Origin of the sequence: Streptomyces sp. BA2 (assembly GCF_009769735.1) — a bacterium.
GTDB lineage: Bacteria > Actinomycetota > Actinomycetes > Streptomycetales > Streptomycetaceae > Streptomyces.
Genome location: NZ_WSRO01000002.1, coordinates 6,925,844 through 6,945,264 on the forward strand (window position 1 = coordinate 6,925,844; position 19,421 = coordinate 6,945,264).

General features: G+C 70.6%; 14 protein-coding genes. 13 read left to right on the forward strand and 1 reads right to left on the reverse strand.

Annotated features, from left to right (window positions below; all coding sequences use genetic code 11):
• The first annotated feature begins 25 nt into the window (after positions 1-25).
• Complete coding sequence (locus E5671_RS33985) at positions 26-2,977, forward strand: amino acid adenylation domain-containing protein (protein WP_443032736.1); 2,952 nt, start codon at positions 26-28, stop codon at positions 2,975-2,977.
• Here E5671_RS33985 and E5671_RS33990 read toward each other — a convergent pair.
• Positions 2,877-3,917 (reverse strand): LuxR C-terminal-related transcriptional regulator, encoded by a 1,041-nt coding sequence (locus E5671_RS33990; RefSeq protein WP_160507684.1) that lies wholly within the window; start codon positions 3,915-3,917, stop codon positions 2,877-2,879. The genes E5671_RS33985 and E5671_RS33990 overlap by 101 nt on opposite strands.
• A gap of 220 nt (positions 3,918-4,137) precedes the next feature.
• Here E5671_RS33990 and E5671_RS33995 point away from each other — a divergent pair, with 220 nt between their 5' ends.
• The 12 genes from E5671_RS33995 to E5671_RS34050 all read left to right on the forward strand — a co-directional run bounded on the left by E5671_RS33995 (position 4,138) and on the right by E5671_RS34050 (position 19,406).
• Positions 4,138-4,290, forward strand: coding sequence for a hypothetical protein (locus E5671_RS33995; protein ID WP_160507685.1), 153 nt, complete (start codon positions 4,138-4,140; stop codon positions 4,288-4,290).
• Positions 4,287-5,546 (forward strand): M18 family aminopeptidase, encoded by a 1,260-nt coding sequence (locus E5671_RS34000; protein WP_336605916.1) that lies wholly within the window; start codon positions 4,287-4,289, stop codon positions 5,544-5,546. Before E5671_RS33995 ends, E5671_RS34000 begins: the two co-directional genes overlap by 4 nt.
• A 49-nt stretch (positions 5,547-5,595) precedes the next feature.
• Entirely contained in the window at positions 5,596-7,062 is a 1,467-nt protein-coding gene (locus E5671_RS34005; protein ID WP_160507686.1) for a helix-turn-helix domain-containing protein, read from the forward strand.
• On the forward strand, positions 6,971-7,513 hold the full coding sequence (locus E5671_RS34010; RefSeq protein WP_160507687.1) for a DUF2087 domain-containing protein: 543 nt from the start codon (positions 6,971-6,973) through the stop codon (positions 7,511-7,513). Before E5671_RS34005 ends, E5671_RS34010 begins: the two co-directional genes overlap by 92 nt.
• A 38-nt stretch (positions 7,514-7,551) precedes the next feature.
• Positions 7,552-8,307 (forward strand): thioesterase II family protein, encoded by a 756-nt coding sequence (locus E5671_RS34015; RefSeq protein WP_160507688.1) that lies wholly within the window; start codon positions 7,552-7,554, stop codon positions 8,305-8,307.
• Between the two features lie 150 nt (positions 8,308-8,457).
• Positions 8,458-9,405, forward strand: a complete 948-nt coding sequence (gene sbnA / locus E5671_RS34020) for a 2,3-diaminopropionate biosynthesis protein SbnA (RefSeq protein ID WP_237330287.1) — start codon at positions 8,458-8,460, stop codon at positions 9,403-9,405.
• A 27-nt stretch (positions 9,406-9,432) separates the two neighbouring features.
• Entirely contained in the window at positions 9,433-10,431 is a 999-nt protein-coding gene (gene sbnB / locus E5671_RS34025) for a 2,3-diaminopropionate biosynthesis protein SbnB (protein ID WP_336605917.1), read from the forward strand.
• Positions 10,432-10,481: 50 nt separating this feature from the next.
• Positions 10,482-10,772 carry a phosphopantetheine-binding protein gene (locus E5671_RS34030; RefSeq protein WP_160507690.1) on the forward strand — a complete coding sequence of 97 codons (291 nt, stop codon included), beginning with the start codon at positions 10,482-10,484 and terminating at the stop codon, positions 10,770-10,772.
• Between the two features lie 52 nt (positions 10,773-10,824).
• Positions 10,825-14,016, forward strand: coding sequence for a non-ribosomal peptide synthetase (locus tag E5671_RS34035; protein WP_160507691.1), 3,192 nt, complete (start codon positions 10,825-10,827; stop codon positions 14,014-14,016).
• Positions 14,017-14,021: 5 nt separating this feature from the next.
• Positions 14,022-17,249 (forward strand): non-ribosomal peptide synthetase, encoded by a 3,228-nt coding sequence (locus tag E5671_RS34040; RefSeq protein ID WP_160507692.1) that lies wholly within the window; start codon positions 14,022-14,024, stop codon positions 17,247-17,249.
• 4 nt (positions 17,250-17,253) lie between these two features.
• A complete protein-coding gene (locus E5671_RS34045) occupies positions 17,254-18,651 on the forward strand; it encodes a condensation domain-containing protein (RefSeq protein ID WP_160507693.1) in 1,398 nt (465 codons plus the stop codon).
• A complete protein-coding gene (locus E5671_RS34050) occupies positions 18,648-19,406 on the forward strand; it encodes an aspartyl/asparaginyl beta-hydroxylase domain-containing protein (RefSeq protein WP_160507694.1) in 759 nt (252 codons plus the stop codon). Before E5671_RS34045 ends, E5671_RS34050 begins: the two co-directional genes overlap by 4 nt.
• Positions 19,407-19,421 lie beyond the last annotated feature (15 nt).

The window sequence follows — 19,421 nt, forward strand, 5'->3', positions numbered from 1 at the left end:
CGACCATGCCACTGGAGTTCAAGCCGTGCCCCGAACCGAAACGTCCTGCCTCACCCCCGCGGCCGCAGCCGCGTCCGCACGCTGCCACGCCCTCCACGTCCGCCTTCCGCAAGGCGTGGACGCGCAGTTGATGGGCCGGACGCTGGACGAGGCGGTCGGAGCCTGGTGGGGTGAGGACTCCGGGTGCAAGCTGCCCAGGCTGTGGCACGAGAGGGTCCCTGCCGACCGGGCCGCCGGGAGCGACCGGGTGCGCGCCGAGACGACCCGTGCTCTCCACCCTCGGCGAGAGGCCTTCCGCGCCGTTCTGCTCGAGTTCGCCGACGGGCAGGCCGATCTCGTCCTCGTGGCCCATCGCGACCGCCTGGACGCGGAGTCCCTGCGCCTCGTCGCCGACGTCCTGACGGGCCGCTCGCGGCACGAGGAGACGCGCCCGGTCGAGCCGCACGACCCGGGGGAGGCGCCGGAAGAGACGCTCCAGGAGTGGCGGGCCGCGGACCGCGCGGCGGGACTGGACTGGGCGGCCGGGGAAGGGGGCGCGGGTGAGCGTACGGGACATGTCACCGTGGAGCTGCGTGCCGGGGCGCCCGGCATGGGAGCCCGGCTCGCGGTCGCGGCCGCCATCGTCATCGCCCGGTTCGAGGACCAGGACAGGCCGCTTCTGGGCGTGCTGCGGAACTGGTGGGACCGGCCCGCCCGGACGCTGGGCGCGTTCGACACCGGCACCTTGCTCGCTCTGGACCTCTCCGGCGCCGTCGACACGGGAGCCCTGCTGGCGCACGCGGGGGAAGCACTCACGGGACGCACCGGCCGGTGCGGAGCGGACCAGTACGCGGATCTCATGCGCGCCGGGGGCAGCGGGATCGCGGTGGGCGTCCTGGACGGAGCGGACGATGAGCCCTCGTACGCCGACGGCCGCCTCTACACGGCGTGCCAGACCGCTCCCTTCCCGCTCACCGTCATTCCTGGACGCACCTGCGCAGGGGCGCCACAGCTGATCGTCCAGCATCGTCTCCGCGAGGTGGGCGAGGAGGCGGCGGCGCGATTCGCGCGGCATGTCGCCTTCGTCTACGAGCAGCTGAGCAGTACGACAGAGCGGCTCGCGCCGGGCGACCTCGGGCTGCTCGGCGAGGAGGAGGCGCGTCGTACGGCCGAACTCGGCCTTCCCGCAACGTCGTTGACCTGGGAGCCGGAGCGGATCGACGCGGTCTTCGCCGCCAGGGCCGCCGAACGGCCCGATGCCGTGGCGGTCACCTGCGAGGGACGAACGCTGACGTACGCCGAACTGGAAGGGCGGGCCGCGCGCTGGGCCGCCGCCCTGCGGGCCGGCGGGGTCGGTGCCGGTGAGCGCGTGGGGATCTGTCTGGAGCGGTCGCTCGATCTCGTGGTCGCCATGCTCGCCGTGCTGAAGGCGGACTGCGTGTATGTGCCGATGGACCCGGACTACCCGGCCGACCGGCTCGCGTACACCGCCGAGGACGCGGGGCTGCGGGCCGTCGTGACCACCCTCGGCATCTTTCACGGGACCGCCGGTATGTGGTGCGTGCGCCCGGAGGAGCTGGAGGCGGGGGAGGCCGCCCCGGGTGCGGCACCGGAAGAAGTGAAGCCCACGCGGGCACCCGAGGATGCGGCATACGTCATCTACACCTCGGGCTCCACCGGCCGCCCCAAGGGCGTGGTCGTACCGCACCGCAACGTAGTGGCCCTCCTCGCCGCTACGCGGGACGACTTCGGCATCGGCCCGGACGACACCTGGACCCTCTTCCACTCCTGCGCCTTCGACTTCTCCGTGTGGGAGGTATGGGGAGCGCTCCTTACGGGAGCACGGCTCGTCGTCGTGCCGTTCTGGGTCTCCCGGTCACCCGCGGAGTTCCACACCCTGATGCTGACCGAGCGGGTCACCGTGCTCAACCAGACGCCGTCGGCCTTCGCGCAGCTGATGGAAGCCGACCGCCGCAGCGGGGAGCAACTGGCCGTCCGGCTCGTCGTGTTCGGCGGTGAGGCCCTCGACGCGCGACCGCTGCGGACGTGGTTCGACCGCTACCCGGAGGACCGCTGCCGTGTGGTGAACATGTTCGGCATCACGGAGACCACCGTCCATGTCACGGCCCAGACCGTCACACGCCGGCAGGCGCTGTCCGGATCGCGATCGGTGGGCGCCGCCCTGCCCGGCTGGTGTCTGTACGTCCTCGACGAGCGGCGGCGCCCGGTTCCGTGCGGTGTTCCCGGCGAGATATACGTCGGTGGCGAGGGCCTCGCCCTGGAGTACCTGGGACGTCCCGACCTGACCCGGGAGCGGTTCGTGCCGGACCCCTTCAACGGCGGGCGCATGTACCGCAGCGGCGATCTCGGCCGGCTCCTGCCGGACGGCAGGCTTGAGCACCTGGGGCGTCTCGACTCGCAGGTGAAGGTGCGGGGCTTCCGGATCGAGCTGGACGAGATCCGCACCGTCCTGCTGGAGGCCCCGGACGTCACGGCGGCCGCGGTGGTCGTCGAGGGAGGCGAGACCGGCGACGCGGCTCAGGCCCGCATCACCGCGTACGTGGTGATGCGGGACACCGGGGGCGAAACGGAGCCGGTGCGCCTGCACGCGCAGAGCGTGCTGCCCTCGTACATGGTGCCGACGTCGGTGATCGCCGTCCCGGACCTGCCCCTGACCGCGAACGGCAAGCTGGATACGCGCAAGCTGGCGGAACACGCCGTCGCCCCCGCGCCGCCCGCACCCGTGGACACGGCCGCATCACCGGACGGTGACCCCGGCGACCTCGCGGCGTCCCTCGCCTCGGCCTGGGAGACGCTGCTCGGCGTGCCCGTCGGACCGGACGACAACTTCTTCCTGCTGGGCGGGAATTCGCTGCTCGCGGTGCGGCTGACAGCGGTCATGCACGAGCAGGGGATGCCACCTCTGCAACTGCGGGAGCTGTATCTCCATCCGACAGTGACACGGCTTGCGCGGGTGCTCGAGAGCAGTCGCACATGACGCCGGCGTCGTCGAGAAGCTTCAGGGAGGGGGCGACGGCGCCGCCGTCCTGCGGGCGCAGAAGCGAGGAGGTCGCCAGCAGATAGCCCAGCTGGGCCCGGCTGCCGCTGGCAAGCTGTTGGGACACTTTGCGGACGTGCTCGGCCACACTGCGCCGGCTCATGCCAAGGCGCCGGGCGATGGAGTCGTCCGTCTCTCCGGACACGATCGCCCGCAGGATGGTCTGCTGGATGTCCGAGGTGATCTCGGGCGAGCGCAAGGGGGCGGCCCGCGGAGTCACGGGGACCGCCCTGTCCCAGGCGTTCTCGAAGAACTGCGCCAGAAAGCGGACGAGTCCCGGATGCGTGACCCGCAGCGCGGCGACGGAACGCTCCTCGGACACCGGTATGAAGGCGACCTCCCGATCGCAGATGATCATGCGCTCGAAGACCTCGGTCAGGGTACGGACTTGGGCACCCGACTCCGTGACCTCCTCGATGTACGACAACGTCGCCTGGTGCGAGCGGACCGTGTGCTGGTAGATGGTGCGCTGCCGGACACCGCGCGACAGCAGGCGCATGTCTCGCTCCCTGGCCTCTTCGAGGAGGTCCGGGGCGCGCCCACCGCCGGGCTGCGCCGTCAGCAGCTCCTCGCGGCATCCCGCCACGGCTGCTTCCAGCGCGGAGCTGATCTGGCTGCCCCCGGTGAGCAGCGTGACCGTCACCTGCCGGTCCCCGCACGCGTCCGCGTACGCCTGCGACAGGGCGGCGAAGGTGGCCCGGGCGGTCAGCAATTCCTTGCGTCGGCGCGCCAGTTCGTCCTCCAGCGGCCCGAGTGCCGCGAAAGCCGCGGCCTCAGGCGGAACGATCTCGACCGAACCGGGCGAGTCGTGGCATTCGCGTACAAGGGACAGTTTCCACAGGCAATCCGGTACGTCCACGCGGGGCAGGGGTCCAGCCATGAGCGAGGCGCTGTACAGATCAAGTGCGGGAGCACAGGGTGAACTTGGCTGCGGGGTGTCGCATTCGCACAAGTTCGACCGAGTTTGTTTAAGGGTCACAAGTGTGAAGGTTACATTTGTGCGCCCTGGTGGACCTATGGAGAAGGTCACCTCGTCGGCAAGCATGGCGACAGGCGGCCCGCACGCCGCCCGATCACTTGATCCTGAGGGGGACCCACCCATGCGTTACCTGATCCGCGCCACGATCGCATCCTTCGTCCTGGGGCTCATCGCGCTCGGGGGCCAGGCCCAGCCGGGCGCAGGAGAAGCGGACACGCACGTCAGCGCAGACTCGGCCTGGGGCCGCTCCGCGCCCGTCGACCACCGGCAGTGACCGCACCGCGCCCGATGCGGCACGGCGACGACCTGCTCACGTACATCGAGGCCGGGACATCGCCGTACCACGCGGTGGAGGAGGCCACGGTCCGGCTCCGGGCGGCCGGGTTCCGGGAGTTGAGCGAGGAGGGTCACTGGGCGGACGCGACAGGCGGCTGTTTCGTGGCCGGCGGGGGCACGCTCATCGCCTGGTACGCCCCGCCCGGTGCCGCCGGTCCGACCCCGATCCGGCTCGTGGCCGCGAACACCGACGCGCCGAACCTGCGGATCGGGCCGACGCCGGATGCGGGGGCCCGGGGGTGGCAGCGGATCGCCGTGGACACCTACGGCCCCGTCCGTCTCGGCAGCTGGCTCGACCGGGACCTGGGCGTGTCCGGCCGGCTCGCCCTGTACGACGGGACCACCCGGCTCGTCTGCCTGGACTCGCCTCTCCTGCGGGCCCCGCAGCCGTTGCCGGACGCGCCCGATGGCGGCCTGGGCCGTGGCAGCCGGGAGCTCGCGCCCGTCTGGGGGCTTGGCGGGGAGGATCCGGGCCGCCTCCTGTACCGGCTGGCGAGCGAGGCGGAAGTCCACGCCGACGATGTGCTCGGCTGGGACCTAATGCTCCACGACGTGCAGCCGCCGGCCTTCCTGGGTGATGCCGGGGAATTCGTCGCATCGGCGCGTCTGAACAATCTCGTCTCCGTGCACTCGGGGCTCGCCGCGCTGCTGAGCGCGGCGGAGCGCGGGCCCCGAGCGGTCACCGCGTTCGTGGCCTTCGACCGCATGGCCGTGCACCCGGGGGAGGCGGGAGGGTCGCAGTGCCTCCGGCTGGCCCGGGTGCTGCGCCGCTCCGTGGAGGCTCGGGGCGGTGGCCGGGAGGACTGGCAACGGGCCGTCGCGGGAACGCTGGCGGTCGCCGCCGGAATGACGGACGCGCTGCACCCGGATTCCCCGGAACCGTGCGGCCCGCTGCCCAACGGCGGGCCGGTCGTGGCGGACAGCACCGCGACCGCCGACCGCCCTCGTGTCGCGGACTTCGTGCGTGCCTGCCAGCGGGCCGGGGTGCCCTGGCAGTCCTGTGACCGCGGGGGCGACCTGCCCGATGGCTCGCCCGTGGCGCGCCTGCTCGCCTCCCGTCTCGGCATCCCCGTCATCGACGTGGGCGTGCCCGGTCTGTCGCTCAATTCGGTACGCGAACTGTGCGGTTCCCACGACCCGAGACTGCTCACGCGCGCACTCACCGAGTTCCTCCTGGCCGACCCCGCGCACTGACCACTTTGCTCCACCCATCACGACGGAACTCCCATGGGAGGGAACGCACTTGACGGCCACCATCAACGCCATGAGCCTCGGCGACCTGCTCCAGCACTACCGCGGCCGTGCCCGGCTGACACAGACCGAACTCGCCGGGCTCTCCGCCGTGAGTGTCCGTGCCATCCGCAACCTCGAACTCGGGCTCGCGCGAAACCCGCGCAAGGAGACGATCCGGCTGCTCGCCGACGCGCTCAGGCTCGGTGGCGGCCGCCGGGCGGCGCTCTTCGTCGCGGCCGGACTCCGGGCCGACGACGCCAGTTTCGAAGTCCTGTCGGTGCTGCCCGCCGTGGCGGCGACACGCCCGCACGGCCGGGGCGCCGAACTGGAACGCACCGTCGGGATGTTGCGCCGGCCCACCGGGAGGGTCGTCACCGTCGCCGGTCTCGGCGGCTGCGGCAAGACCCGCCTCGCCCTGGCGGCAGCCCACATCCTGCACACCGAAACCGGCGTACCCACCTTGTGGATGAGCGTGTCCCGCGCTGCCGGACCCGACACAGGGATCCACGACGGGCTCCAGGTCGCCCCGGCCGCCGTCTGGATGGAAGGACTGCTCGCGCGCACCCGCGGTGCCGGCACCGAGGCCGCGCGACTGGTGGGTGACAGGGACGTCCTGCTGGTGATCGACGGCAACGACACCACACCGGACGGCGACCGCGTCTCCCGCGCGACCATGGACGCCCTCCTCGCGGAGTGCCCACGGCTGCGCGTCGTGGAGACCGCGCGTACCGCGCGCGACAGGGAGCAGGACCGGACCGTCCAGCTGGGTCCGCTCCACGCCCATGACGTCGACGCGCTCGACGGACCGCACCCGGCGCCGCCCTCGCCCGCGCTCGCCGTCCTCCTCGACCGGATCGCCGTACTGCGCCCGGGCTACCGGCCGGACGCCGGTGACGCCGCCGCGCTGGGGGAGATCTGCTCCCTGCTCGACGGGCTGCCCCGGGCCCTTGAATCGGTTGCCTCCTGGCTCGTGCTGTGCCCACCCGACGAACTCGTGTCGATGGCCCGCTCCGAACCCCTGCTCCTGGCCGCACCCCCCTGCGACACCGCCGCCGGCAGCTGGATCGACCGGGCGCTCGCGCAGGCCGTCGCCGAACTGACGCCGGATCAGCGTACGTTGCTGGCCCAGCTGGCCGACCTGGACGGTCACTGGACGGTGGAGCAGGTGGCGCTGCGGCTCGGCCTGAGCCGTGCCTCCGCCGCGGTGGCGGTGCAGGCGATGCTGCACCAAGGGCTCGTCCGCCGAGAACACACGGACAGGCGGATCGCGTTCAGCGTCCTGAACCTCGTACGGGCGGCATGCCCCTCCGTACTGCCCCACCCTGCTACCCCCTCTCACCCCTCTATGCCCTCTCAACCTTCACAGCGACAGGAGGAAGCTCCCCATGACGGCGCAGACCATCGTCGGGATACTCGCCGATTCGGTACGGCTGCGGGTGTTCTCCGCGATCGTTCTCGGCGCGGGCACGCTGCCTGATGTGGCCCGGGCGGCCGGTACGGCACCCAAGGAGACCGCCGCCGCGGTGCGCAAGCTCGTCGCGGGCGGCCTTGTGACCGAAAGCGAAGGCCAATTCCGGGCCGACACCGACCGCTTGAGGGCGGCGGCACGTCCCACGGCCACCTCCACACCGGCAGCGGGCGGCGGACCCGAGACGTCACTGCTGCGCACCTTCGTCGTGGACGGCCGCCTGCGGAGCCTGCCGGCGCAGTTGGAACGCCGACGGACGGTGCTGCGTCACCTGGCCCGGGGCGCCTTCGAGGCCGGCCGCACCTACGACGAACCCGCCGTCAACGCCCTGCTGCGCGCCTGGTGCGAGGGCTCCGGGACCGACCACGTCGCCGTCCGCCGGTACCTGATCGAGCTCCAGATCCTGGATCGCGCCAACGGCGCGTACTGGCTGCGCGACGCCACCACGCAACACGACTGACCCCGCCACCCACGAAGCCGACCGCAGGAGAAGCAGGAATGCCCCAGCACGTCTGGACCAGCGTCGTACGACCCGTACGCGGCACGGCGGTCGCCCGGGTCGTCGTCCTCGCGCACTCGGGAGCCGGCCCCAACGCCCTGCTCCCGACGGTGCGGTGGCTCCCCCACGACGTCGAGGCCGTCGGCGTCACCTTGCCCGGCAGGGAGCGCAGATTCGGGGAGGACCCCAGCCGGATCCTGGAGGATCCCGAGGGCGCGGTGGCGGCCGTGGCCGGAGAACTGCGCACCCTGTCCCCCCTGCCGACCGTCCTCTTCGGGCACAGCATGGGCGCCGCCTTCGCCGTGGCGCTCGCTCTGGCCGACCCGGACCTGTGCCGGGCCCTGGTCCTCAGCGCTCACCCCAACGGCGGCTCGCGTACCGCGCTCGCGGGGAAATGGAGCGAGGAGGACCTGATGGACATCCTCGAACGGGGCGGCGGCACACCCGCCGAAGTCCTGCAGGACGAGTACCTCCAGGCACACCTGCTCAACGTGCTGCGCTGCGATCTCACCCTCGGGCACCGCCTGGCCACCGGGCACGCCCACCGGACCCTGCCGGTCCCGCTCATCGTCCTCGGCGGCCGCGACGACGCGCTGACCGAGACCGCCGAACTCACCCGCTGGAGCCGGCGCGCCGGTGCGGGCCTACGCAATCGGGTCTTTTCCGGGGGCCACTTCTACCTGTTGGACGAGGCCAATCAGAAGGACGTGGCGGACGAGATCGCCGGCGCCCTCCGGGTATCGGCAACAGGCTGACAACTGCCCCCGCACTGCCGGTGGGAATGCCGAAAGGCGCGGGGGACGCGCGGATATCGTTCGGGAGATGGGTTGCTCGTCCGACCCGTGATGTGCGGAGGGGCATTGATACCAGAACGAATCTACGACGTCTCATCGGGAGACCGGTTCATGGAACTCCCGGGATTTACGGCAGAATTCGTGACCAACGTAAAGATCGAGGGTCTCAACCCGGCCGGATCCATCAAAATGAAAACGGCCCGGGAAATGATCCTCGACGCCGAGGCGCGGGGACGCATCACACCTGAGTGCGAACTCATCGAATCCACATCGGGAAACCTGGGAGTGGCCCTCGCCTCCATCTGCGCGGCCCGGGGCTACCGCATCACCCTGGTCACCGACCCCAACGTGAACGCGCGCACCCTGCGCTTCATCAAGGCGCTCGGCGCCGAGGTGGTGATCGTGGACGAGCGGGACCGGGCGGGCGGCTATCTCGCCACCCGCATCGAGTACATCCGCCGACGCACCGCGGCCGACTCCCGGCTCGTGTGGCTGAACCAGTACGCCAACCCGGTCAACACCACAGCCCACAGTACGCACACGGTGGGTGAGATCCTCGCGGGCTTCGGCGCACCCGACTGGCTGTTCGTGGGCACCGGGACGTCGGGAACCCTGATGGGCTGCGTGCGGGGACTGCGTGAGGCGGGGGCGTCGACGAACGTCGTCGCGGTCGACGCCGTGGGCTCGGTGACGTTCGGCGGGGGACCCGGACGGCGCTGGATCCCCGGGATCGGCACCAGCCGCGTCCCCGAGATCTTCATCGACGACGGCTCGTTCCACAAAGTCCTCGTCGACGAGCGGGACGCCATACGCACCTGCCGCAGGGTCGCCCGCGAACACGGGCTGCTGCTTGGCGGGTCCTCCGGCAGCACGCTGGCGGCTGTCGCCGCGTTCAGCGGCCGGATCGCCCCCGGGAGCCGGGTACTTGCCATCTCCCCGGACATGGGGGAGGGCTACCTCGACACCGTCTACAACGACGACTGGGTCGTCGAACGATTCGGGTCAGAAACTCTCGCCGCCGCCCCGGAGCGAAGAGAAGCCGAATACCTGCCGGGCTGACAAGCACCCAGACTCAGAGGAACGAACGTGTTTGAATTTTCCGTGCTCAGCGGCAGCGACGTCATGGCAATAATGGCAGGCAGGGAAAAAGACGTCATCGCCTGCGTACGCGACGCCTACCTCACCCATGAGGCGGGCGACAGCGTGAATCCGGACAGCTATTTCCTCCGGTTCCCGGAGAAGCCCGATTCCCGCATCATCGCCCTGCCCGCCCATCTCGGTGGAACCACCGATGTCGCCGGAATCAAGTGGATAGCGAGCTTTCCGCGCAATGTGGAGTCGGGGCTCCCGCGGGCCTCGGCGGTGCTTGTCCTCAACGACTACACGACCGGCTACCCGTTCGCCCTGCTGGAAGCGGCCGGCATCAGTGCCGCGCGCACGGCAGCGTCCGCCGCGCTCGCCGCCACGACCCTGAGCCATGGCGTGCCCGCCAGCATCGGAGTGCTCGGCGGCGGTGTCATCGCCCGGACCATCTGCCGGTATCTGCACCACGCGGGCATACCGCTCACCGACGTCCGCTGCCACGACATCGACGAGCCATCGGCGCGGACCCTGGCCGATCACCTCTCGACCGAGTACGAGGCCGCCTCCCGCACGGCGTCCGCCGACGAGGCCCTCGACTGCGATCTGGTGGTGCTCGCCACCACCGCGCTACGCCCCCACATCTCCGCCGACCGCGTTCTGCGGCCCGGGCAGCTGATCCTCAATGTCTCGCTGCGTGACCTGGCCCCGGAACTGCTGCTCACGGCGGACAACGTGCTGGACGACGTCGACCACTGCATGAAGGCGGACACCTCTCCCCACCTGGCCGAACAGCTCACCGGCAACCGGGACTTCGTCACCGGGACACTCGCTCAGGTGCTTACGGGACAGGTGCGGACCAACCCGCGGCGGGCCACCGTCTTCTCGCCGTTCGGCCTGGGCGTCCTCGATCTGGCCGTCGGTCACTACGTTCACGGCCAGGCCGCCGCCGAAGGGCTACTGCGGACGATCCCCGACTTCTTCGGCGAGACCAGCCGCTGGTAGGCCCCGGGCCGCCTTCTTCTGTCCACCCACATCGAACGGGAACCGCAACCATGAATGCCGCAGACCCTCGCCCGTCCCGGTCCGAGACCGAGGCCAAGGTCGCCGCCGTGATGGCTCAAGTGCTGGAGCTCGACTCCGTGGCCGCCGAGGACAACTTCTTCGAGCACGGCGGGAATTCGCTGCGCGCGATGCGGCTCTGGGGCGAACTGCGCGCCGTCCTCGGGGTGGAGTTCGCACTGCGGCAGATCTTCGAGACCCCCACGCCGGCCGGTCTCGCCGCGGCTCTGGACGGCGCCGCACAACCGGCCGCCGCCCGGCCCAAGCTGGTGCGCCGGTCCTGACGGCCCTCCCGGACGTCGCGCTGTCGCTTTGAAACTTCCCTGGAGGGTGAGCATGTTCCCGTTGTCCCACGTACAGCAGCGGATGTGGTTCTTCGACCGTCTCGAAGGACCGTCCCCGACCTACAACGTGCCGTTGGTGGTGCGTGTGGGTGGGGTGTTGGAGGCGTCGGTGGTGGAGTCGGCGTGGGTGGATGTGGTGGAGCGGCATCAGGTGTTGCGGACGGTGTTCCGTGAGGTGGGGGGTGAGCCTGGGCAGGTGGTGTTGCCGGTGGGTGAGGCGGGTGTGGTGGTGAAGGTGGTGGATGCCGTTTCGGGTGATGTCGGGGCGGTGGTGCGTGAGTTGGCGGAGTTGCCGTTCGATCTTGATGTGGATGTGTTGGTGCGGGCTTCGTTGGTGCGGGTGTCGGCGGTGGAGCATGTGCTGGTGCTGGTGATGCATCACGCGGTGTGTGATGGCTGGTCGTTGGGGCCGTTGTTGCGGGATCTGGAGGTGGCGTACAACGCGCGGGTAGTGGGTGGTGTTCCCGGGTGGGAGCCGTTGCCGGTGCAGTACGCGGACTATGCGCTGTGGCAGCGTGAGTTGCTGGGTGACGAGGGTGATACGCAGAGCGTGGTCAGTCGGCAGCTCGCCTATTGGCGTCAGGCGCTGGAGGGGCTTCCGGAAGAACTGGCCCTGCCCTACGACCGACCCCGCTCCGCGGCCACCACTTACCACGGCGCCCGGAGCACCTTCGACATCACTCCCGAGGTGCACGCGGGGCTCGTCGAGATCGCCCGGCAGTCGCAGGCGACGTTGTTCATGGTGGTGCAGGCCGCCGTCGCGGCCCTGCTGTCCCGCCTCGGGGCGGGTACCGACATCCCGCTCGGCACCCCCATCGCCGGCCGCACCGACAAAGAGCTCAACGACCTCGTCGGCTGCTTCATCAACACCCTCGTCCTGCGCACCGACGTCTCCGGCCGCCCCACCTTCCGCGATCTCGTCCACCGCGTACGGAACTCCGATCTGTCCGCCTACGCCCACCAGGACGTTCCCTTCGAGCGCGTGGTCGAGGAGATCAACCCGGTCCGCGTCCGCGGCCGTCACCCCCTCTTCCAGGTCGCCGTGGAGCTATTCGGCGGCGGGCTCACCCTCGGCCTCGACGGACTCACCACCGAGGTCGAACAGCGCAAGATGGCGGTCGCCAAGTTCGATCTGTCGGTCGTCCTCCACGAGCGGACCACCCCCGAAGGAACCCGGCAGGGGATCACCGGCACGCTGGAGTACGCGACCGATCTCTTCGACGAGACCACGGCCGCCGCCTTCGCGGACCGACTCGTCCGATTCCTCGGTGACCTGGTCGCCGACCCCGACCGCGACGTGACAGCCATCGACGTCCGCACGCCCGGCGAGCGGGAACTCCTCGCACGGTGGACCGACACCGAGCACGAACTGCCCGACGCGCCGGTCACCACCGTCTTCGAACAGCGCGCCCGGCAGACCCCGCACGCGATCGCGCTGGTCAGTGGTGAAACACGCCTCACCTACGCCCAGTTGAACACCTGGGTCAACCGCCTCGCGCACCACCTCATCGGCATCGGGGCCGGCCCCGACGCCCTGGTGGCGGTCGCCCTGCCGCGCACCGTCGAAGCCGTCGTCGCCTGGCTCGCCACCTGCAAGGCGGGCGGCGTCTACACCCCGATCGACCCACAACTCCCGGCCGAGCGCATCCGGACCGTCCTGAAGGACGCGGAACCCGCCGTACTGGTCACCACCGACGCCCTCGTCGAGCGCGTCGGCCACGCATCCGCCCTGCCGCCGCTCATCACCGAGCACACCGTCGCGGACGCCCCGGACCACGACCCGACCGACGCGGACCGCAGCTCACCCTTGCGCCCGGACCACGCCGCCTACATCATCTACACCTCCGGCTCGACCGGCACGCCCAAGGGCGTGACCGTGCTGCACAGAGCCCTCACGAACCTGCTGACCTTCCACAGCGGGGTCACGTTCCCGCCGCCGCGACGCCCCGAGGAGCGGCGACGCGTGGTCCTGTCGGCCTCGCTCGCCTTCGACACCTCGTGGGAGGGCGTCCTGGCCATGATCGCCGGGCACGAGCTGCACCTCCTCGACGAGGAGACGCGCCGCGACCCCGCCCACATGGTGCGGTACATCGCCGAGCACGGCATCGACCAGCTCGACGTCACCCCGAGCGTCGCCCAGCAGCTGCTCACGGAGGGCCTGCTCGCCCCCGGCACCGCGCCGCACACCCTGATGCTCGGCGGCGAGGCGGTCCCCGAGGCGCTGTGGAGCGAACTGCGCGCCGCCGAAAACACCCGCGTCTTCAACTACTACGGGCCCAGCGAGTTCTGCGTCGAGGCATCGGGCTGCGCATTGACCGAGAGCCCCCGGGCGACCATCGGCCGACCCGTGCACAACACCCGCGTGTACGTGCTCGACGAGCACCTCAACCCCGTCCCGCCGGGCGTCCTCGGCGAGATCCACCTGGCGGGTGCCAACCTCGGCCGCGGCTATCTCGGCCGCTCGGCCCTCACCGCCGAACGCTTCGTCGCCGACCCGTTCGGCGCCCCCGGCACCCGCATGTACCGCAGCGGAGACCTGGGCCGCTGGACCACGGACGGCTACCTGCTCTACGCCGGCCGCTCCGACGACCAGGTGAAGCTGCGCGGCCTGCGCATCGAGCCCGGCGAGATCCACAAGGTGATCGCCGACCAGCCGACCGTCGCCGATGCCGCGGTGGTGGTGCGTGAGGATGTGGTGGGGGACAAGCGGTTGGTGGCGTATGTGGTGCCGGCGGTGGGTGTGTCGGTGGATGTGGGTGTGTTGCGGGGTGAGGTGGGTCGGGTGTTGCCGGATTACATGGTGCCGTCGGCGGTGGTGGTGTTGGGTGCGTTGCCGTTGACGCGGAATGGGAAGTTGGATCGTCGGGCGTTGCCGGTTCCGGATTATGGGGCGTTGTCGGCGGGGCGTGAGCCGCGTTCGGAGCGGGAGCGGGGGGTTGCGGCGCTGTTCGCGGAGGTCTTGCGGGTGGAGTCGGTGTCGTTGGACGACAACTTCTTCGAGCTGGGGGGTCATTCGCTGCTGGCGACGCGTCTGGTCAACCGCATCCGCACCACCCTCGACGCCGAGGTCAACCTGATGCGGCTCTTCGCCGACCCGACCGTGGCCGGTGTCGTGGCGAGCCTGGAGGACAAGCCGCGGTCCGCCGCCGCCCGTCCCCGCCTCGTCCGCAGGACGGAGGGATGAGTCCGATGAGCATGTTCCCGTTGTCCTACGCCCAGCAGCGAATGTGGTTCCTCAACCGCTTCGACGAGCCGGGACCCGCCTACAACGTGCCGTTGGTGGTGCGTGTGGGTGGGGTGTTGGAGGCGTCGGTGGTGGAGTCGGCGTGGGTGGATGTGGTGGAGCGGCATCAGGTGTTGCGGACGGTGTTCCGTGAGGTGGGGGGTGAGCCTGGGCAAGTGGTGTTGCCGTTGGCTGAGGCGGGTGTGGTGGTGAAGGTGGTGGATGCCGTTTCGGGTGATGTCGGGGCGGTGGTGCGTGAGTTGGCGGAGCTGCCGTTCGATCTTGATGTGGATGTGTTGGTGCGGGCTTCGTTGGTGCGGGTGTCGGCGGTGGAGCATGTGCTGGTGCTGGTGATGCATCACGCGGTGTGTGATGGCTGGTCGTTGGGGCCGTTGTTGCGGGATCTGGAGGTGGCGTACAACGCGCGGGTGGCGGGTGGTGTTCCCGAGTGGGAGCCGTTGCCGGTGCAGTACGCGGACTACGCGCTGTGGCAGCGTGAGTTGCTGGGTGACGAGGGTGATGCGCAGAGCGTGGTCAGCCGGCAGCTCGCCTATTGGCGTGAGGCACTGGAGGGGCTCCCGGAGGAACTGGCCCTGCCCTACGACCACGCCAGGCCTCCCGTGGCCAGCAACCGCGGCGGCGTCGTCGAGTTCCCCGTCCCTCCCGAGGTGCACGCGGGGCTCGTCGAGATCGCCCGGCAGTCGCAGGCGACGTTGTTCATGGTGGTGCAGGCCGCCGTCGCGGCCCTGCTGTCCCGCCTTGGGGCGGGTACCGACATCCCGCTCGGCACCTCCGTCGCCGGCCGCACCGACGAGGAGCTTGACGACCTGGTCGGATTCTTCGTCAACACCCTCGTCCTGCGGACCGACCTGACCGGCGACCCCACGTTCCTCGAACTCGTCGAGCGGGTACGGGACTTCTCCTTCGCCGCCTACGCCCACCAGGACCTGCCCTTCGAGCGAGTGGTCGAGGACCTGAACCCGACCCGCACCCGTTCGCGCCACCCCCTCTTCCAGGTCAACGTCGAACTGCACGAGGCCGGCACGCCACAGCTCCGGCTCACCGGGCTCGACACCTCCCTGGAGGTGGTCAGCACCCCGACCGCCAAGTTCGACCTCTCGTGGGACTTCGTCGAGACCGCCCCCGGCGCGGGCGGCACGCCCGGCCTGACCGGCCGTCTCACCTACGCCACCGATCTCTTCGAGCGGTCGATGGCCGATCGGCTCGGAGAGTGGACACTGCGGCTGCTCGCCGCGGTCGCCGCACGACCCGCGACATCCGTACGCGGCATCGGCCTGCTCGCCGCGGCCGAGGAACGGGAACTGCTCGACGAGGCACGGCCCGCCCACGAGGGCATCGAGACCGGCGTCGTGGAGCGCGTACGGCGGCACGCGGCCGAACGCCCCGACGCCACGGCCGTGATCGACGACCACGGCCCGGTGGGCTACGGCCAACTCGTCGGACGTTCCAGCGGCCTCGCGCGGACACTGACCTCGACGGGCGTACAGGTCGGGACCGTTGTCGCTGTCCTCGCCCACCGCGGGGCACAGGCCGTCACCGCGATCCTCGGGATCACCACCGCGGGCGGCGTGTACCTTCCCCTCGACCCCAAGGCGCCACCTGCCCGTACCCTCGGCCTGCTGCGCGACGCCGGCTGTTCACTGCTCCTGGCGGACACGACGCACCTGGCAGCGGCGCGGCACCTGGCAGCCGAAGGCACCGGCACCGGCCAGGCCCTGCGCGTCCTGCCGGTGGACGCCCCTGCCGACCCGCTCGACAGTCTCGTACCGGTCAAGGGCGGGCCCGACGACCTCGCCTACGTCATCTTCACCTCGGGCTCCACAGGACGCCCCAAGGGGGCGATGGTCCACCGGCGCGGCATGATGAACAACCTCCTGTGCGAGGCCGAGGCCGTCGGTATCGACGGGCCCCGCACCGTGGCCTCCACCGCGCCCCTCACCTTCGACATCTCCGTCTGGCAGATGTTCGTGCCCCTTGTCTTCGGCGGCACGGTGCGGGCCTTGCCCGACGAGATCGTGCGCGACCCGAGCGGCCTGTTCGCGCTCGCCGCGGACGAGGGCATCGACGTCCTCCAGGTCGTGCCCAGTCTGCTGCAGGCCGCGGTCGACGAGTGGGACGACGGCGCGCGGCCGCCCGCGCTGCGCCTCGACCGTCTCGCCGTGACCGGCGAGGCACTCCCGGCGGCACTGTGCCACCGCTGGGGCGCCCGCTATCCACACATCCCACTCGTCAACTGCTATGGCCCCACCGAGTGTTCGGACGACGTCACGCACGCCGTGATCGACCCGGCCGGCCTGCCCGCCGACTACCGCACGCCCATCGGGCGTGCCGTGCGGGGCAGCCGCCTGTACGTCCTTGACGACGCGCTCGGCCTGACACCGCCCGGCGTCGTGGGCGAGCTGTACATCGGCGGCATCGTGGTGGGCCGCGGCTACTTCGGCGATCCCCCGCGCACGGCGAGCACCTTCGTCGCCGACCCGTTCTGCCCCGAGCCAGGACGCCGGATGTATCGCACCGGTGACCTCGTCCGCCGCCGTGAGGACGGCCAGTTGGAGTTCCTCGGGCGCCGCGACCACCAGGTCAAGATCCGCGGCCAGCGCATCGAACTCGGCGAGATCGAGCACGCGTTCCAGGCGACCGGTCTGGTCCGCGGCGCCGCGGTGGTGGTGCGTGAGGATGTGGTGGGGGACAAGCGGTTGGTGGCGTATGTGGTGCCGGCGGTGGGTGTGTCGGTGGATGTGGGTGTGTTGCGGGGTGAGATGGGTCGGGTGTTGCCGGATTACATGGTGCCGTCGGCGGTGGTGGTGTTGGGTGCGTTGCCGTTGACGCGGAATGGGAAGTTGGATCGTCGGGCGTTGCCGGTTCCGGATTATGGGGCGTTGTCGGCGGGGCGTGAGCCGCGTTCGGAGCGGGAGCGGGGGGTTGCGGCGCTGTTCGCGGAGGTCTTGCGGGTGGAGTCGGTGTCGTTGGACGACAACTTCTTCGAGCTGGGGGGTCATTCGCTGCTGGCGACGCGTCTGGTCAACCGCATCCGCACCACCCTCGGCGCCGATCTCAGCCTCCGCCAGCTCTTCGACACCCCCACGGTGGCCGCCCTCGTCGAGGCTGTCGAGCGTCAGGAGCCCGTCACGGCCGCCCGTCCGCGCCTCGTACGCCGCGACAGGCAGGGGTGAGGACATGCTTCCGCTGTCCCACTCCCAGCGACGCCTGTGGGCCTTCCACCAGCAGGAGGGCCCGCATGCCGCGTACAACGTCGACGTCCTCCTGCGCCTGACCGGGGCGCTGGACGCCACGGCCCTGGAGCGTGCGCTCACCGACGTCCTCGGCCGGCACGAGGTCCTGCGGACGGTCCTGCGGGACACGGTCGAAGGCCCGCGGCAGGAGATTCTGCCCGAGGGCACGACCGGCCCCGTGCTCAGACCACTGCCGTGCGGCACGAGCCGCTTCGAGGACCTGCTGAAGGACGGCGCAGCCCTCGACCCAGCCCTCGCGGAGGCGCTCGGCCGGCCCTTCGACCTCGACGGCGAGATGCTGCTGCGTGCCTGGATGATCCGGCTCGCGGCCGATGAGCACGTCCTCGTCCTGGTCATGCACCACGCAGTGCACGACGGGTGGTCGATGGGGCCGCTGCTGCGGGATCTGGAAGTGGCGTACAACGCGCGGGTGGCGGGTGGTGTCCCCGAGTGGGAGCCGCTGCCGGTGCAGTACGCGGACTACACGCTGTGGCAGCGCGAGCTGCTGGGCGACGAGAACGATCCGAAGAGCGTAGCCGGCCGTCAACTCACGTACTGGCGCGAGCGGTTGAAGGGACTGCCCGACGAGCTCACGCTGGCGTACGACCGCCCCCGGCCCGCCGTCGCCACGTACGCGGCCCGCGGGATCACCTTCGGCATCGCCCCGGACTGCCACGCCGCACTCCTGGACCTGGCACGGCGCTGCCGGGCGACCCTGTCGATGGTGCTCCAGGCCGCGGTGGCCGCGCTGCTGAACGGACAGGGCGCGGGCAGTGACATCCCGCTCGGCACCGACATGTCGGGCCGCACCGACGAGGCACTCGACGAACTGGTCGGATTCTTCGTCAACACCCTCGTCCTGCGCGTCGACGTCTCCGGTGACCCGACGTTCCGTGACCTCGTCGAGCGTGTCCGGGACGTGTGCCTGTCCGCGTACGACCATCAGGACCTGCCTTTCGAGCGGCTGGCCGAGCACCTCGCCCCGGACCGCACCCGTGCCCGCCACCCCCTGTTCCAGACGGTGGTCAAGCTCCACAACGGAGACGAGACGCAGCTGCCGATCCGGCTCACCGGGCTGAGCTGCGCTCACGAATCCATCGCGACGACCGCCCTGCGCTACGACCTCGCCTGGGACTTCGTCGAGGTGCCGGGGCAGGCCGGGGGAGGTGCCGGCGGCGGAAGCCTCACGGCCCACCTCACCTACAGCACCGACCTGTTCGACCAGCGGACGGCCGAGAGGCTGAGAGACGGTCTGATCCGGCTCCTGGACACCGTCGTCGGGGCCCCCGACACCCTCGTACGCCACCTCCACACCCACACCGAACCCAGGGGACAACGGTGACACCCGAGATCGACGACCTCTTCGCCGCCATCAAGGCGGAACACGGCAGCGACGCGCTCGACCGCGTCGAGGAAATGCTCGAACCGCGGCGACGCAGCGAGACGCGCCACCCCCTCCAGCAGGACGCCAAATGGGTGCTGCCAGGAATATCCCAGACGCCGTGGCACGACCCGTACGCCTATCCCGAACTCCTGCCGCTCGTCACCGAGCTGGAGTCCCATCACGCGCAGATCAAGGCTGATCAGGAGCGCGCCTGGGTGGAGCAGCGGGACAGCTTCTCGGACTACGAGCACTACCTCGTGAGCCAGCGGAACTGGCAGGCCCTCTACCTCTACCGTGACGGCGCCCTGGCCGAGGAGTCACAGCGCGTCGCGCCCACCGCCTACCGAGTGCTGAAGGAACACGCCGTCGACACGGACGTGATCTGCCCCCTGCTCGAGTCGCACTTCTCGACGTTGCTGCCGGGCGCCTCCATCAAGCCGCACTGCGACCTGTGGAACTTCAGCATCAATCTGCACCTGGCCATCGACATCCCCGAGGGTGCGGGCCTCCGCGTGGCCGACGAGGCGCGTACCTGGGACGAGGGCAAGTGCCTCCTTTTCGACTACTCCTTCGAGCACGAGGCGTGGAACGGCAACGACGAGCGGACCCGTACCTGTCTGCTCGCGGACCTGTGGCACCCCGAGACCACGCGCGCGGAGCGGGTGGCGCTGACCGCACTCATGAAGGAAATCCAGAAGATGATGGCGGGCTGACCGGGCTGACCGGGC

Excerpts from the sequence above, each read along its gene's own strand:
- E5671_RS33990 (WP_160507684.1), bottom strand. The coding sequence starts at position 3,917 with ATGGCTGGACCCCTGCCCCGCGTGGACGTACCGGATTGCCTGTGGAAA.
- E5671_RS33995 (WP_160507685.1), top strand. The coding sequence starts at position 4,138 with ATGCGTTACCTGATCCGCGCCACGATCGCATCCTTCGTCCTGGGGCTC.
- E5671_RS34010 (WP_160507687.1), top strand. The coding sequence starts at position 6,971 with ATGACGGCGCAGACCATCGTCGGGATACTCGCCGATTCGGTACGGCTG.
- E5671_RS34015 (WP_160507688.1), top strand. The coding sequence starts at position 7,552 with ATGCCCCAGCACGTCTGGACCAGCGTCGTACGACCCGTACGCGGCACG.
- sbnA (WP_237330287.1), top strand. The coding sequence starts at position 8,458 with ATGGAACTCCCGGGATTTACGGCAGAATTCGTGACCAACGTAAAGATC.
- E5671_RS34030 (WP_160507690.1), top strand. The coding sequence starts at position 10,482 with ATGAATGCCGCAGACCCTCGCCCGTCCCGGTCCGAGACCGAGGCCAAG.
- E5671_RS34035 (WP_160507691.1), top strand. The coding sequence starts at position 10,825 with ATGTTCCCGTTGTCCCACGTACAGCAGCGGATGTGGTTCTTCGACCGT.
- E5671_RS34040 (WP_160507692.1), top strand. The coding sequence starts at position 14,022 with ATGAGCATGTTCCCGTTGTCCTACGCCCAGCAGCGAATGTGGTTCCTC.
- E5671_RS34045 (WP_160507693.1), top strand. The coding sequence starts at position 17,254 with ATGCTTCCGCTGTCCCACTCCCAGCGACGCCTGTGGGCCTTCCACCAG.